Annotated in this window: 13 protein-coding genes; 3 read left to right on the top strand and 10 right to left on the bottom strand. The window is 44.7% G+C overall.

Translation table 11 applies throughout. From position 1 onward, the window contains the following. Positions 1 to 27: 27 nt before the first annotated feature. Together ACIOU6_RS02365 and ACIOU6_RS02360 are read left to right on the top strand one after the other, a co-directional pair. Positions 28 to 894 carry an AAA family ATPase gene (locus ACIOU6_RS02365; protein WP_401133493.1) on the top strand — a complete coding sequence of 289 codons (867 nt, stop codon included), beginning with the start codon at positions 28 to 30 and terminating at the stop codon, positions 892 to 894. A 13-nt stretch (positions 895 to 907) separates the two neighbouring features. Then, a complete protein-coding gene (locus tag ACIOU6_RS02360) occupies positions 908 to 1381 on the top strand; it encodes a hypothetical protein (RefSeq protein ID WP_122767683.1) in 474 nt (157 codons plus the stop codon). Positions 1382 to 1704: 323 nt separating this feature from the next. Here ACIOU6_RS02360 and ACIOU6_RS02355 read toward each other — a convergent pair whose 3' ends face one another. The 8 genes from ACIOU6_RS02355 to ACIOU6_RS02320 all read right to left on the bottom strand — a co-directional run bounded on the left by ACIOU6_RS02355 (position 1705) and on the right by ACIOU6_RS02320 (position 10896). Then, positions 1705 to 2175, bottom strand: coding sequence for a hypothetical protein (locus ACIOU6_RS02355; RefSeq protein ID WP_122767682.1), 471 nt, complete (start codon positions 2173 to 2175; stop codon positions 1705 to 1707). Between the two features lie 568 nt (positions 2176 to 2743). Next, positions 2744 to 3313: a hypothetical protein gene (locus ACIOU6_RS02350; protein ID WP_401133490.1), complete on the bottom strand. Its 570-nt coding sequence runs from the start codon at positions 3311 to 3313 to the stop codon at positions 2744 to 2746. 118 nt (positions 3314 to 3431) lie between these two features. Beyond that, positions 3432 to 5768, bottom strand: coding sequence for a hypothetical protein (locus tag ACIOU6_RS02345; protein ID WP_401133488.1), 2337 nt, complete (start codon positions 5766 to 5768; stop codon positions 3432 to 3434). Positions 5769 to 5832: 64 nt separating this feature from the next. Continuing rightward, positions 5833 to 7338 carry a hypothetical protein gene (locus ACIOU6_RS02340; RefSeq protein WP_401133486.1) on the bottom strand — a complete coding sequence of 502 codons (1506 nt, stop codon included), beginning with the start codon at positions 7336 to 7338 and terminating at the stop codon, positions 5833 to 5835. Between the two features lie 36 nt (positions 7339 to 7374). Beyond that, a complete protein-coding gene (locus tag ACIOU6_RS02335; RefSeq protein ID WP_401133484.1) occupies positions 7375 to 8658 on the bottom strand; it encodes a Y-family DNA polymerase in 1284 nt (427 codons plus the stop codon). A gap of 3 nt (positions 8659 to 8661) precedes the next feature. Further along, positions 8662 to 9555, bottom strand: a complete 894-nt coding sequence (locus ACIOU6_RS02330) for an abortive infection family protein (protein ID WP_401133481.1) — start codon at positions 9553 to 9555, stop codon at positions 8662 to 8664. After that, entirely contained in the window at positions 9548 to 10453 is a 906-nt protein-coding gene (locus ACIOU6_RS02325; protein ID WP_401133479.1) for an abortive infection family protein, read from the bottom strand. Before ACIOU6_RS02325 ends, ACIOU6_RS02330 begins: the two co-directional genes overlap by 8 nt. An 11-nt stretch (positions 10454 to 10464) precedes the next feature. Then, positions 10465 to 10896, bottom strand: a complete 432-nt coding sequence (locus ACIOU6_RS02320; protein ID WP_401133476.1) for a LexA family protein — start codon at positions 10894 to 10896, stop codon at positions 10465 to 10467. Positions 10897 to 11336: 440 nt separating this feature from the next. Here ACIOU6_RS02320 and ACIOU6_RS02315 point away from each other — a divergent pair, with 440 nt between their 5' ends. Then, entirely contained in the window at positions 11337 to 12212 is an 876-nt protein-coding gene (locus ACIOU6_RS02315) for a hypothetical protein (protein ID WP_401133474.1), read from the top strand. A gap of 26 nt (positions 12213 to 12238) precedes the next feature. On the opposite strand, the gene ACIOU6_RS02310 is transcribed toward ACIOU6_RS02315, so the two are convergent. Both ACIOU6_RS02310 and ACIOU6_RS02305 read right to left on the bottom strand, forming a co-directional pair. After that, on the bottom strand, positions 12239 to 13141 hold the full coding sequence (locus tag ACIOU6_RS02310; RefSeq protein WP_401133471.1) for a bacteriophage abortive infection AbiH family protein: 903 nt from the start codon (positions 13139 to 13141) through the stop codon (positions 12239 to 12241). Between the two features lie 80 nt (positions 13142 to 13221). Beyond that, positions 13222 to 14232, bottom strand: coding sequence for a hypothetical protein (locus ACIOU6_RS02305; protein ID WP_401133469.1), 1011 nt, complete (start codon positions 14230 to 14232; stop codon positions 13222 to 13224). Between the last annotated feature and the right edge of the window lie 368 nt (positions 14233 to 14600).

Here is a 14600-nt window from a genome sequence, read left to right as displayed (position 1 = left end):
ACAACCTAAAACTAAAGGAAGAATCAAATGAAAACAGCCATAACGCTTGACCAGATTGAAAAGAAAAAAACTAAAACCATCGTTGCTGCCTCACATAAAAGCAGTGGGAAGACTACATTCCTACTTAATCTCGCCGACTACCTTTTGCAACTTGGCTTTTCAATTCTGTATGTGGATCTTGATCCCATTAGAGCCGCTGATGACTTCTATGTCCAACGTCAAGAAATGAAAGACAAAGCAATTCAAACCCTCACAGACTTGATCACAATAAACACTGATAATGAAAACTTTAAAAACATACCACATTTAAACCAGAAAATTAAAAATTTAACCATGAGTGCTAAATTGAAGGTTTACGGTTCGGCTATCGCAAGCTTCAATATTGATAACGTACAAAATACTCACACAGAATTTGATTTCATCTTAGTAGACATTCCTGCAAATATTTACACTTCAACAGATGAGATAAAGCCAGAGTTCCTTGAGATTTTGAAAAAATCCGACCTTGCAATTTTCCCCTTCAAAGCAGATGTACAAGAATTGAAAACAGCACCTTACATAGGTCGAGTAGTCAAAGAATTGAAAGCTGGTATGGATTCGAAAGGTAAGAGCCTGGACACCATCATTCGCAGTTTGATCAGCTTCGAATCATCCAAATACAAGGGTGCAAAGGGTATCAGCCGTATCGAAGAGACACTGACAGATTTCCATTTTGCGTATGGGGAAACTCATCCACCTCTTTTAGCACCAATGGTTTATCGCGCTATTTATCCAAATATGCTTGCGCAGGCCAAATCAATTTTCAGTTCCAATAGCGCAGAAAGTGATATTGCGAAAGCAGAATTCAAAGCTATCGCTGATCAAATTTTCGCAGAACTTAACATCAATAATTAATAGGAGAAATAACATGAGCAAAACTATAGACATTCAAGCAATGCAAGCACGTATCAACAAAAACCAGTCAGAAAGCCTTTCAAAGATTTCAGTAGGAATCCAAGCGCCTTTGGTTGAGCAAACGATTGAAGAAAAAATCCAGGCGGTTGGTAGAGCATTTCTGGATGCGCCTAGCACTACAACCGTGGGTAAGAAGCACGTCTCAGTGGCTACACCTGACTACTACCATGCGTTATTGAACGGCACCGTAGTGGTAACAGGGACAGCCCACTATGAAGAAAACGCTACCCTGCAATCGCACCTTCAGGACGTTTTGCAAATCAACCTTCTGCGGTTACACGCCCAAACAGATCCAGCACTGCAGGATCTGCTCACAAAGGTCGCAGTCTTATCACTCGCACCTAAAGAGCGTAACCAGCTTTTGAAAGCCATGGGAGCGGACGCACGAAATGAGGTCTTGAGCATCATTGGCTTGAACACAGATTGATGTGACTGATTCACCCCCAAGCCCTTTAATCAGGGCTTTTTTTGCCTGTAGCGTACTGAATCTTCTCCGAGGAAACTTCGAGTACATTCCGAACATCCTCTGAAAAAGCTAGGAACGCGCTCGGGAACAATTCCTAGGTATCCCCTAAGAACCTATGAACAGGTGGCAACGAATCGGATATGACCACTATCAGAGTGAAATCGGAATTTAGTCCTAGATAATTCGGAACGCAGTAGGAGCGCATCCCAACCTAGCTCCTAACCCTTTCCGATTCTATTCAGAAGAAACCACGAATGCATTCCTAGTACCGTCAGACTCGGCTCCTATCGCTTTCCGCTTCCATAGCTTCCAGGTAGCCGCGCCCACGAATCCAACATGTCAATTTTCTTTGGACCTCTCCGGCCCTTCTCTGCTGTCTTGTCAGGGGTTGGTTTTTTCGCAGGTAAGGCGATCTTAAATTTCCTTGCAGCGAATTCTTCAAGACTCACCTTCCAGCTCATGCGCTCGTTAGCCGGATTACCACTACGAGCAAATACAGCCCCATTCGGACCCATCTTGCTCACCAAACCAAGCCGTTCACACAGCCAACCATTCACGAACAATCTGTAGTCTCGGGTTTCAAAGACGTTCACTAATGCGCCCAGTAGTGAATACTCCCTATGGGTTATCGAATGGTCAACACAATGGGTTATCGCCTGACTGTACAGGGTCGATAGCAGGACCTTCTTCTCATCCAGCAATGGGCGTAGCACGTTTTTGTTCAGCGACACCAACAGCTTGTACGACTCCTTCATCACCCACCCTGTCCTTTTTCAACCGTGGAAACAGCCTTTCAGCGCTCAAGCATAGGCGCTCCGTGCTGAATTCTGGGATTTTTTGCGAGGCATTGCCCTGCCAATTTCAACACAGCGCGTGTGCGGAAGCCTCACCAAGCCGTATCCGACCCGTAAACCTCCAACAATTTAAGAACTACTTAATAAACACCTCATAACCATTTCATAAGTAATTATGAATAATTTCGCTAATGGCAAATGAGGCAAAAACAGAATGGTATAATTAGACTAAACAAACAATTACCATTATGAACAACTCATGCGAACTGATTCTACCCATCCAAATCGGATTAATATTACCTAGCCAAAATTTGATTATCCCCAATGAACAAGGTTTGATTCTGCCTAAACCGCCTATAAATGCTTTGTTGGATTTTTACTGTACTTCCCTGCCATTTAGCGCACTCAATAAATTACCCACTTGCAAAACCAGATAAATCCCAATCTACGGCGGTAGCCGGAATGCAACCACCAAATCAAACCCAATAAAAAAGCCACTGAAGAGTGGCCTTTTCATATCCCGTTGTATTCATGCAGTTCTTCTATTGTCGTTGCGCAAGCTTCTTTTTTTCATCTGCATCAAAGTGTACATTCCAAACAGCAGAGCTACCGGCCAGATAATAGTGAATGAAAACATAGCCCCGAACATTGCTGAAGGATCACTTCTCTTAAAGCTCATTTGAACCTGTGTAAGATCGACGTAATACAATTCATGGAGGAAAAACTTCACTACTGTAGCTTCCCCCGCAAAGCTCCAAAATGGCACCCCGAACAACATGACCATGGATGCCCTGTAGATGAAAACCCATACCAGGATATTCATTATCAACTTGAACGCTTTGATTCGCTTATCGTAAATATCAGGACTGAAAAAGTTTGGCTTGTAATCAATCTGATTGATTAAATAAAAAACTGGCAACGTGATCAATCCAAAAATGAATGGCGCGACATGAAAGAGAATCAGGTGAGCATCATAATACGCACTATTAACATTTGAAGTACCTTGTACGAGAACGTTCCCGATTGGCAACGTTGAGATGCCTGCGTACATAATTATAAATCTCTGTAAGAAATTTAACCTAATCTTTTCCTTCTTCATGTTGCTCACCTTCTTCTAGTTATCCAAATTATAGCATTTGCAAATAAAAAGAAAATGATTAAGCGACAAACGCATCAACCCCTTTGCAATAAATTCCTATACCCTTATAACAAATTCCTTATTTAAAACTCTGCAATTTTAATGAGCCTGTGAATTTCTCGTTTGCGCCTTTAACTTTTTCAAAGCCGTTCTCACCCATTCTCTTATCTTCAACAATGTCTTTTGCCACTAGCAATTCCTTGAATGAAACGTTGATGGATTTCACCTGCCTTAAGAATACAATAAACATCACGATACTTATTATGTGATGCAAGAACAACATCACGAGCATTCTTATAAAATCAAAGATAATCCCTGTTCCGCCCGCCATAAAGATAGACGATAAATGGTAGACCACCTCATTGACTATTACGAGTATATTTGAAATCAGAACGATGCCCACAACAAACAAGACAATCGTCATAGGACCGTGCAAACAAATCCAAGCGTGCTGCAGAAGAATATTTTTGAACACATCAAAAGCATGATCTTCACTTTTCCCTGGCATTATTGCCTTGAGAATTCTTACGCAAAGAATAATTGTGATGCCCACAATACCAGCAAAAAGAGTTCCTAATTCCCCCATAAGATAGATGATCGGAAGAATTCCGAACAAGATCTGGCTACCCATAAAGAACAAATACATAAACATTGAGATCTTGGAGATACCCGAAAGGGTATTAGTCAAATATCTTTCATTCTTATTAAATGTCAAAATTCCGTTTCTTAACACTTCTGCACCGTAGTAAATCGACAGTGACATTTGTGTGTATTCAGCTGAGTTACTGAAAAGCGCTGCTGGTGCGTTCAAAACTGGCGAATAGCAATTCGCACCGGTTTTAAAACATGACTTGAACTGAAAACCAATATTTTCATAATACTTTGCTGTCATCATGTTTAAGAGTTTTTGAATTGTTCCTAACGTTAAACCTGATAAATCGTTATTTCCGCCAGTCAGGTACACGTCATAAATTGATTTCTTAATGTCGAAGAGCTTCAAATTTTCAGAATCACTCAATAAATTACTTCTACTATTGCCAGCATCATTTTCATTCAATGCAGCAGATGAATCAGCCGCATTCAGCTTTTGATCCACAGTAACCACAAAGCCTTTATATTCTGCGTCTACCGCATCATGGATTTTCTTTTGGAAGCTGTTAACGTGCATCAATGATATGAACATTGAAACCAAATCAGAACGAATTTTCTCTTTTTCCGTTTTATCCAACAATTCTCTAACCACTGTGTCTACAGTGTCTTTGACAATGCCAACCAGTTGATCACGGTTTTCACGTAACTGGTCAGCAGTCACGCTTTCCCTATATTCATGAACAAACGTATCCTTGTCAGCAACAGATCCGTCCACCTTTATGTCTAGACAGTCGTTTAGTAATAGCTCACTGTCAGCGTAGGTTTGACGATTCTCGCCCTTATCTAGGCCGGTATTACACATGTAGATTAGGTTTTTCCTGGCCTCTTCATAAGCACCATCAAACAACCTAATGTTTGCCATCTTTACGATTTCAGACTGAGAAGACTTGATGATCCCAGGTGAATATACGTTTATCTGTAGACCCTCTTTCATACACTGTTTGGTCTTCACTATCTCACCAACCAGTAAAGCCTCACCATCGTAGACGGTTTGTGGTGCAGGCTGTTCAAGGCAACGGGAGAAAGCAGTCTCGACGAATTTGAACCTACCCGTGTTCACATCTTTTATTAGGTTGTGCTTCACTAGAAGCTTTCTACGAAGCGAAATGTCTTCGGCGGACATTTGAATAGCATTCAATATGACATTATTATAATAAAGCTCGGCAGCGATCTTTCCTCTTGTTGTAAATGCAGATTCATCCTTTACCGACGAGTCAAATAAAATACCAAACAAGAATATCCCTGCCTGTATTGTCAGTACAAAACAGACTATCGCAGCCGCTAAAATTGTTTGAATTATCCATCCATAACCGACAAGAATAATGGCGACTATCCAGCAAAATATTAAAAGGGCTTTGTTTTGATTTGCTACAACGCTAGCGTCAGATGCATTCTTGTAAATATTATAAAGAACCGCAAGACCAACAATTAGAAAGGCAAATATACCAATTACGTCCACGGCACCTTTCACGATAGCCTGTATTGCTTCACCTTCTTTTGATTTATCAGCAACGATTGATAGGTCATCGTAGTAAGGTGACAAGATCAATCGAGCTATCATGACCGATTGCGGGGTTAGCATTTTAGCGGCTGCGCTAAAGGCAAAATCATTTTTAGCTGCATGCCCAGCGCATTTCCCTACCATGTCACTCGTTGCGTAGTAACAATCTGCCTGTTGTGCTTCTTCTAATGTGTTTGCTTGCGCTTGTGAGAAGGAGGAAGAAAACAACAAAAGCAGCAGAAAAATATTTCTTGTGAAGTTCATCTATTTAGTATTCATTTCCTTAATTATACCATTTGCAGGCCTCCATTTTAAATCTGCACAGACTTTAATTTATGGGTATATCTTTTTCGTAGAATATTTGATCCGTCTTTAAATCGAGCAAATCTTGGCGTAGATAATCATTTGAACACTTTAAGATTTCGGCAGAATAAACCTCATGGAGAAATTTTGTTACTGCCCAGCCCCTATTTTCACTTGCTTTAAATTTATCAAAAAACTCATCAAACCCAACAATGTCTAAGACCTGTATGAGCTTTTCATACTCATCAATCGAAACCACTAGGTAAGGGTATTCGGACTGAATTTCAGGGGGAAGTCCTTCGATAGCAAGTTTATCTAGAATTTCAGTTTCGAACCTTGCAATTATCACTGGGTCCATCATCACAAAGTCTCCTAGGGTAACGACCATCGGATACAAATGGCGACCTAGGTATTTCCAGCTCGTATTCCCATTAACAACATCCACCAAATTTTTATAGTTTTGAACCACAAACTCAGCTAACTTCTCGATTTCGGAAATTAAACTTTCCTCCCCATAGCCATACCTGGCATCCCAAACCATTTTTTTAGTCTTACATTCTATCAATATAGCTGTATTAGAACTCTCAAGAATAAGGTCTACACCATGCTTTTTGTCTTTCCCAACTTTATACTCACTACCCTCAATAACGGTGAAGAAACCACTCTCATTTAGCTGTTCTGTTATCCCTTTCACATAACTCTCAAATGCAGCTCCGTATGAGTTGCCGAAACCTTTTACATTTTTAATATCAAAAAATAAACCTTCTGTTATTCGCTGAAGCAAATACGACGGGATCGGACAGACAGCCATGTGCGGATCTGTTGTCAACCCTTTAATCATAGGTTTATCCATTAGCGGATTAAAAGTATATGCCCAGTCGTCATCATATCTTTGTACAGTCCTGACAGCAGCACGCAGATCACTGATGTTGCTCGAAATCCGGTCCCAAAAAGAATCACGCATTTGGTTAGTAATACCGAATGCCTCAAATGATTGCAGTGGACTATACCAATAACTTCCAAGTAAGTGCCCTGTTATTGCCGCCCCCATTAGCATGTTATGCTTTATTGACATACCCGTAGCCTTCAGCAATACGTCATGCAGAGCGGGAAAGGAATAAATTCTTAAGTATCTTGCGATAGTCTGCAAATCTCTCCCACGCTTCCATGTACTTTGCTGGCTGTAAATGCGCGACATCTCACGCATGATGCGCTCTTGCGGCCTCAAACCTATTAGGGTATCGGGAATATATCTTACCAACCTGAACGCACAAACGAAGTCAGAAATCACAAAGAGATTTTTATCGCCTGCTGTACCGGCGTGCATAATTATTTCTTTTACTAAAATATCTAGTTCCCACGGAAAAACTTTACCTTTCACAGATGGGTTGCCTTCACCAAGTACGTGAAACTCATAGGGCAAAAGCTTATCGTTAACGATATTTTGGAATATCTCCCAAACCTGGACTAGTGAAGTGTTCAGATCGAGTTTTTTTGAGAAATTACGAAGTGGCTTATAGTAGTGGTACATCATTTCGTCCTTGACCCGAAGCCATATTTTCTCAACCTAACATAAAACCCTTTTGAGCTGATTCCAATCAGTGACAAAACTATCTGATAGGTAATCCCTTTTCATTCCCCACTGGGGAATGGGTGGCTCCACAGCGAGCCTGATACTACCCCGGCCATACCTGGCATTGATCCCATCCAACACTTTCATCAACGTCTCTGAATTTCGCCTAGGCTCTGGTGCAAACAGATCCGGCTGATAGCCGTCGCCACTCACGAATTGGCTCAACACGATCCCGGCCTTGGCGTACCTATAGCCAGGTACATAGATCTTCTGTAATCCCTCCAAAGCCAGTGCTACGAATTCCCGTGTATCATTACTGGGCACCGGCAAGCCACAGATCACAGCACGGCTGTAGGACTTGTCATCGAAGCGTGAGGTTTGAATGAAGACCTGAAGGCAGGAAGCAAGCTGCCCTTCCGACCGGAGCTTTGCGCATGCCCTACTCGCATATGTGGCAACAGCTTCACGCAGCCCCTGGAGCGAAGTAACACGCTCACCAAAGGATCGAGTGCTTGCAATGGTTTGCTTGGTTTCAGGGGAGTCTTCAAGCGCGTAGCAGCTCACCCCTTCAAGCTCCATCGAAGTCTTTTCCACGTTCACGTTGAACACCTTACGCAGGCTCTTTCGGTCATAACGTGCAAGGTCAATAGCCTTATGGATTCCCATACCTTGAAGGCTCGCAGATAGCTTCCGACCTATGCCCCAAATCTCATCAACTGGCATCCATTTAAGAAGCTTGTCACGGCGCTCTACGTCCATGAGAACAACGACACCGCCAGTCTCCTTCCGCCATTTCTTCGCGCTGAAATTGGCTGCTTTTGCCAAAGTCTTGGTCGGCCCAAACCCTACCCCTACACCTATGCCGGTTTGCTTCTTCACCGCCAATTGAATCTCACGCCCAATCTTCTCCAGGTCGCCCTGGACGCCGGTGAAATCCAGCCAGGACTCATCAATTGAGTACACCTCGATCCGAGGCGCAAACGTCTCTAAAACGCGCATCACACGGTTACTGACTTCTTGGTACAAGGCGTAATTGGAGGACACCACACGAAGCCCATGGGACTTCATCAGGTGCTTAATTTCGAAGAACGGCGCGCCCATCTTGATCCCCAGCCCGCCGTTGGCCGTGTCCTTGCTTTTGGCTATTGGACAGCGGGAAACGACGCAGCCATCTGAGTTCGACAATGCGACCACGGGAACACCGATCAACGTAGGGTCGAAAAGACGCTCTGCGCTCACGTAGAAGCAATCACAATCGACCAGACAGAAGACCGCCATAAATCACCGCCCCTTCAACACAAGGTCGGTCTGCTTCATCACAAAGACAGAGGCAACACCGGCAAGATGATTCACTGTCTGAGCTAGATCTGACGTAGGTGGGGTGTATTCATCATCCTTGCCATGAGAGACGCTTTGGGCGTTACGGATGGTCCCTACGCCGAGGAAGATGGTGCCTACTCCACGCATCATTTGCGAGGTAGCTTCGTCGATAACCGAGGACTTTTTCAGGATGTCCAAAACCTTGCTACCAAGCTTCTCAATCGCGTCTTTCTGGTAGCCCGTTTCACCTAATGATTTCAGGCATGCTTTCAGCACTGTCTCTATGTGGCTGCAGCTCAACGTGATGGAAAGCTCTGGATCAGTCAGCACACATCCCCGAGCTTTCAACCAGGAATCCGAGAGCATTTTATTGCCCTGGAAGAGCCCATCGAGATCGGCATCCATCGCGGCCTTCTCGACCGTGACAAACTGAGAAAGCGACTGAACCACAGAGGCCGTTTTCAGGTACTCCCTATCCAGGTTTACCAGCAGATCAGCTACCAGTGAATTCAGAACCTTGTGGTCACTGACGCGCCGCTGCATATCAGTGCCCGCTTCCTCCAACTTGCAGTAATTCCAGTAATCGAATTCACTTGGCCGAGGTGCCTCTTTCCAGCAGATTTTCAGCTCTCGACCAGTGAAAGTGAGATAGCACAGCGTGTGCCTAATGGGCTCATCTTCTTGGTCAAGAATTTCATCAAAAACTATGGTTTCACTGTTGCCACCACACCCAAGACCTTCAACCAAATCGAGAAGCTTTTGCTCGAAAGCTCTCAGACCAAGCAGCAGTTGCAGGTTCTCATTTTTGACCTTCGCTGATCGAGCAGCCAGCTCAGAAAATCCGTCATCACTCATTTTCTGCAACCATCCGCTCTTTAAGTTTTTCAAGAATGTAGATCGCCACTGCACCCGCTAGATTATTTGACAGGCGCGCCTCATCAGCATTGGCGGTTTTATCCCCCCCATGGGCCGTACCCAAATGTGTTCTCAAAGCCCCGGCACTTTGAGATATTCCCTTAACGCCGCCAAAAAAAGCTTTAATATCTGCGGTATGGTCTTCGCCGTTTGGAAATTTCAGCGGGGGAAAATCGGCTACTACAGCATTTATGAAATCTGTAATGGTTTTCTTGTTACCCAAAGGAATTTTACGTTTTTCCAGGTAATGGCGGCAGACCGATTCAAGGAATTGGGTTGTGCGCGTTAAGGAGTCACTTGCATCTGTCTCAATTGCAAGTCTTGCGCGAACCCATTGCCTTTCAAAATAGTCGCCATCCATTAAGTTTACTAATTCTTTATGGATGCTCTCACTTTGAACATCCGAAAATTCGGACAAGAGTTTAGCGGAGCTTTTAGCCTCACCAAGCATCTCCTTTGCCTGATCTTCCAATGCGTTCCAAATAGAGTTTATTGAGTCAGAAGAAGTTAGTTTAATAATCGCATTGTCGTCTTTGATCTCACTCATATGCCGCGAAGTCATGTGCCCCTCGTAAGGGGTTCCGTAATTTTGACCATCCTCCATAGTTGTGGAAGTAAGAATCCTTAAATTTTCCCCGTCGAAATGCAACATTCCATATTCCCAGTCCCATTCGTCGATTCTATATAGATCTATTCTTTTACCGGTTGCGTATATTCTCAGACCATTAACTGACTCACGTAATTCTATCTCTACAGATTCCAGACCTGCTCGTACCTCACTTCGCGTTTCCAGTACCTGCTTAGTCAAACGGGAAAGAGCTTCTTTTCTGCTAGTCATAAAGCACTCAATTATCGAGACACACGGTGTAGGTTGTGCAGGACGATACCCCACAGCTCGATGTCTTCCCACTCTCCCACCTCAATGCTTGCATTGAGGGGATTGTGGGCCAGCAGAACGGGCGATTTTCCCATGCGCTCTCTGTACTCCTTGCAGCAGAAATCTGAGCCAATGACCACGACAACGATGTCACCAGTGAGGGGTTCCATAGCTTTGTCCACGACCAGCACGTCACCATCGTAGATGCCAATCCCTTGCAGGGAATCACCGTCAGCACGGAGCAGCCAACGCGAAGGCTCACGCAGGCACACCAGCTCATCGAGGCTCAAAGGCGGTTCAGAGTACTCAAGCGCAGGGGATGGAAACCCACACGAAACCCTACCAACTATGGGCTTTCGCAGAGGATCTACAGGTGGATTGATAGGACCGAGGATGGAAAACATGGGGGCTTGCTCGTACTGTACATACGAACAGTATGGCGCGACGTGCCAGCAGCCGACAAGCGACCTACAGATCCGTCCGACAGACGAGCTTCGCTTTCGGTAAAAGAGCAATGCCGGTACATAACCAAAAAAAAACAAATGGCTTTCAGATAATTACATAATCATTAATTACTTCGACACTTTTACCAACCTTAAATCTTTTATAGTAATCGATTTGATATTTAGATAAAGGGCCTGAATTTTTCGGACTCTCATTAACTCCAGAAAATGAACTGCCTTTGTTTTTTGCTTCGAGCTTATATTTCCGCATTATTAAAATATTTGTTTATAGCTCCATTATACACTTTATCCAAAGAACCAATCCAATATTATAATAATAATCTTGACAACCACATTTAATTCGATCTATATTTTCGCCGTCATTACTGAATAGGTGAAAAATGAATGAATTAAAAAACCAAATCGAAACCCTTAGAAAAACCATATTTAAGATTTACGAAAATCATCCTGAAAACGATAGAACAAACCAAGAAAACTCATTCAAGCTGTTCGTGAAAGGCGCGCTGAATATTCAGCTAAAGCTCTTCATCGAACGGTATAAGCGATTGGGTTTGTCAGACGCAGAAACTATGCAATGCATAGTGATCCACCCTTCCCTCTACGAAATCTCTTCAAAACAGATCGATGATTGCGACTCCGAAGCACTCTGTATCGCAGTGGCACAGTACTTTGAAATCGTGTCTATAGCTTCTGCATACACTGACGTTCTGTCACTTCTCCTAGAAAGCATACTGCTCGTGGGCAAGCGCGGGAAAGGACTCGGGCAGTGTCTGACACCGCCAAGCCTCGCAAGCGGATGCTCCGAACTCATGCCTATGCAGACAGACCAGCCATTCAAGCTTATGGAAATGTGCTGTGGGGCAGGTGCATTAGTGTTGGCACCACTGCAGCAAATGATGAAGCGAAATCCCCATCACGCGAAAAATGCCACTGTCATAGCGAACGACATTGACCCTTTCATGTGCTGCACCACGACCCTCCAGATCATTTCCAACACAGTGATTAACGACATAGACCTTTGCGAGTTCACACAGCACTGCTCAAACGTGATTACAGAGTGGACTTCTGGAAATCCTTACCTCTTCAGGTTCATAACCCCCGCAAAGGTTTATGAATCTCGCGCCAGGACTCGTGAAGAGAAGCTTCGTGCGTGTGGCTATTACGAGATATTTGGCTACCCGGAGAATGTCATGCCTCTTAGTGATAGCGAAGCCAGGAGAGTACACAGCGCTACACAATTGGTAGGTGCAGCATGAGCCTACCTATTGAACAAAGAATACGATTACATATCAGACCATAGCTTCCAGAAAACTTTCTCAGAGGGCACGCCGAAACCGAGCAAAGCGAGTCGATTCTTTTCAAAGGAATTTGGAGACCGAACGGCTACCGTCCAAACAACGTCACGGTTGCTCAGTCCTTTCACAACGGCCTTGAAATACATCTGATCGACTTTCGACAAGCCGTGCCCCAGTACCACCACTTCCTCCACAGAATCCAATCTCTCAAAGAAATCAGCGTTTTCAGCAATGATTTTTTCAGAAGGTTTGAAGGTCTTTTCAAAGTAGCTATCAAGCTCGTCCAGGGCCTCGGTTAGCCGCGTATCTTGAGTTTCCAGATCAGAGCTGTGGTTCAGTGATTGACGTTGGCTAGGTGCCCAACCGTGACCGAGAATCAGGTCCGCACTTTCGTCCTCACCTCTTCCGTGAATGTGCAGAATCCGATTGTCATCAATTCCATACACCGTGGATAAGGTTGGTGTGTAGTTAAAGGTTAGGTAAAAGCCTTGCGGATCGAGGCTACCAAATCGTACCGGGGCGCTCGCGGCATCTGGTATGGGCAGGCTTCTCACCCACCGAGCAAAGAGCGTTTGCAGCCTTGATGACAGTCCGGATGCGACCCGCTCAACTTCATACTGAAAATCATGGTGTCCCGAATCACTCCACTCATCCGAGCTATACGAGGGCATGAAATGCTCCAGACTCTCGATGATGGAACCCGTATCCAATTCTGCCAAAGCAGTTTCGAGATGCCCCCAATCTTCTCCCGCTGGAATGAATTCCTCAACCCATCCAAAAACGTCATCGTCATGAAGCTCAACGAATGCCTTGAAGTCTTGGTAATCAGATGGAATACCATGCTGCCGGTCGAAGCCGTTGCCAACGATGTAAAGCGTCTTAGCATCCATACAAGACATCCCGGAAAATTGAGTGGAACCGCATCATAAGTCTGGCAGACTTCTGCCGCAGCCTACCTCTACAGCACGAATCAATCGCGGCTAAAACGACCTTTCATCCACTGCCAAAAGCCCTTCTTTTTCTCAGCCACTAGCTGATCACGAGCTTGCTTCAGTTCCAGCTCTTTGCGATCAAGCGTGGCTTTCAGGTCGGAAGATTTACCCTCCAGCTCATTGAGGTCTGAACTCGATTTCTGCCAAAGGCCATGAGCTTTTACAAGCCTGCTGTTAGTGACATTAAGCTCTTCATCCTTTGCAGAAATCTTTTTCTCAAGAAGCGCACACGCAAGTTGGGCGTTAGCCACCACCCCCTTGAGCTTGTCAGATTGGGCAGAGGCAAATTCACGGTGAAATTTGGTGCTGACGGGATCAGAAATAATCTTGGCGAAAACTTTTTCAGTTAGCAGCTCTTTTGTCTTGGCAAATCGTCTCTCAAGGCTACCTTCAATATCGTCCTGGCGAATGTGCTGCTCGACTCTCAAACCTGGCCCCACCTTCACCTCAATGATGGGCACGCAATGCGCCTCAAAATCATTGATTTTAGGACGTTCGCACTGATGCTCCACCCACACCTCAATGGCGACCTTCCCACCCCATTTTTCATAGTAGGGATTGTCATCTGTGAACTCTCCGTAGAGGTCAGGGTAGTAAGTGCGTCCATTGCCAAAGCGAAGCTCTCCTTCGTCAGCTACGAGCCTTGTGAACTTGAACGGAACCATCTGGTTGCCAAAGACGAAATTGATGGTTTCGAGCTGCGCCAATGCGGCGATTACGAAAGCATGGGAAATCGACTCGCCGTCACTATCTGAATTTCCACCAGGTGCCTTGTCGAGGTTTTTGTATCTGAACCAACCGTTTTTAACAGCCACCATCGGCTTACGCTTATGCTCGCGTGAGTGAGTGCTGTAGAAGGACAAAGACTCGAAATACTGGTAGTTCTCACGCTTGATCTTCAACGCTTGCCAGATGAAAAAAAGCTTGTATCTGCCATCTTCACGATTGATAAATCCATTCACATCTTTTGCACAAGCCCAAATTTTCATACTGAACCCAGGGGTTTCCTTTCCAAAAATGACTAGCTATTGCGGGACTGTACAACACCAGGGCGAGCCCTTACAAAAGGGTGAACGGGAGCTTACCTACCAGCCACGGTAAATGGTTCAATGTCCTCACCAAGAAGTGCCTTCAACACGTTTGTCTCCTCCCCTTCCCGAAGAGTGAACGCAACCACAGAACAGGTCACAGGCCATGCCACACAGTTAGAGGCAACGAGGGAAGCCAGGTCCATGGCGCTAGGCATCACCGCAACAGGCCAAGGCTGTATACCCGCGCTAGAGAGTCGATCACTGCCAGCACTGGCGGACGCCAAGCTCAAGGCAAGGAAACCGCACAGAAAGGCTCTGGTGACACA

It is taken from the genome of Pseudomonas sp. NPDC087615, from assembly GCF_044743445.1.
Classification (GTDB): domain Bacteria; phylum Pseudomonadota; class Gammaproteobacteria; order Pseudomonadales; family Pseudomonadaceae; genus Aquipseudomonas; species Aquipseudomonas baetica_A.
The sequence above is the reverse complement of the archived record's forward strand: the minus strand, read 5'-3'. Positions and strand labels throughout refer to the sequence as shown.

Excerpts from the sequence above, each read along its gene's own strand:
- ACIOU6_RS02340 (WP_401133486.1), bottom strand. The coding sequence starts at position 7,338 with ATGTACCACTACTATAAGCCACTTCGTAATTTCTCAAAAAAACTCGAT.
- ACIOU6_RS02305 (WP_401133469.1), bottom strand. The coding sequence starts at position 14,232 with ATGAAAATTTGGGCTTGTGCAAAAGATGTGAATGGATTTATCAATCGT.
- ACIOU6_RS02365 (WP_401133493.1), top strand. The coding sequence starts at position 28 with ATGAAAACAGCCATAACGCTTGACCAGATTGAAAAGAAAAAAACTAAA.
- ACIOU6_RS02345 (WP_401133488.1), bottom strand. The coding sequence starts at position 5,768 with ATGAACTTCACAAGAAATATTTTTCTGCTGCTTTTGTTGTTTTCTTCC.
- ACIOU6_RS02335 (WP_401133484.1), bottom strand. The coding sequence starts at position 8,658 with ATGGCGGTCTTCTGTCTGGTCGATTGTGATTGCTTCTACGTGAGCGCA.
- ACIOU6_RS02310 (WP_401133471.1), bottom strand. The coding sequence starts at position 13,141 with ATGGATGCTAAGACGCTTTACATCGTTGGCAACGGCTTCGACCGGCAG.
- ACIOU6_RS02325 (WP_401133479.1), bottom strand. The coding sequence starts at position 10,453 with ATGACTAGCAGAAAAGAAGCTCTTTCCCGTTTGACTAAGCAGGTACTG.
- ACIOU6_RS02315 (WP_401133474.1), top strand. The coding sequence starts at position 11,337 with ATGAATGAATTAAAAAACCAAATCGAAACCCTTAGAAAAACCATATTT.
- ACIOU6_RS02360 (WP_122767683.1), top strand. The coding sequence starts at position 908 with ATGAGCAAAACTATAGACATTCAAGCAATGCAAGCACGTATCAACAAA.
- ACIOU6_RS02320 (WP_401133476.1), bottom strand. The coding sequence starts at position 10,896 with ATGTTTTCCATCCTCGGTCCTATCAATCCACCTGTAGATCCTCTGCGA.
- ACIOU6_RS02355 (WP_122767682.1), bottom strand. The coding sequence starts at position 2,175 with ATGAAGGAGTCGTACAAGCTGTTGGTGTCGCTGAACAAAAACGTGCTA.
- ACIOU6_RS02330 (WP_401133481.1), bottom strand. The coding sequence starts at position 9,555 with ATGAGTGATGACGGATTTTCTGAGCTGGCTGCTCGATCAGCGAAGGTC.
- ACIOU6_RS02350 (WP_401133490.1), bottom strand. The coding sequence starts at position 3,313 with ATGAAGAAGGAAAAGATTAGGTTAAATTTCTTACAGAGATTTATAATT.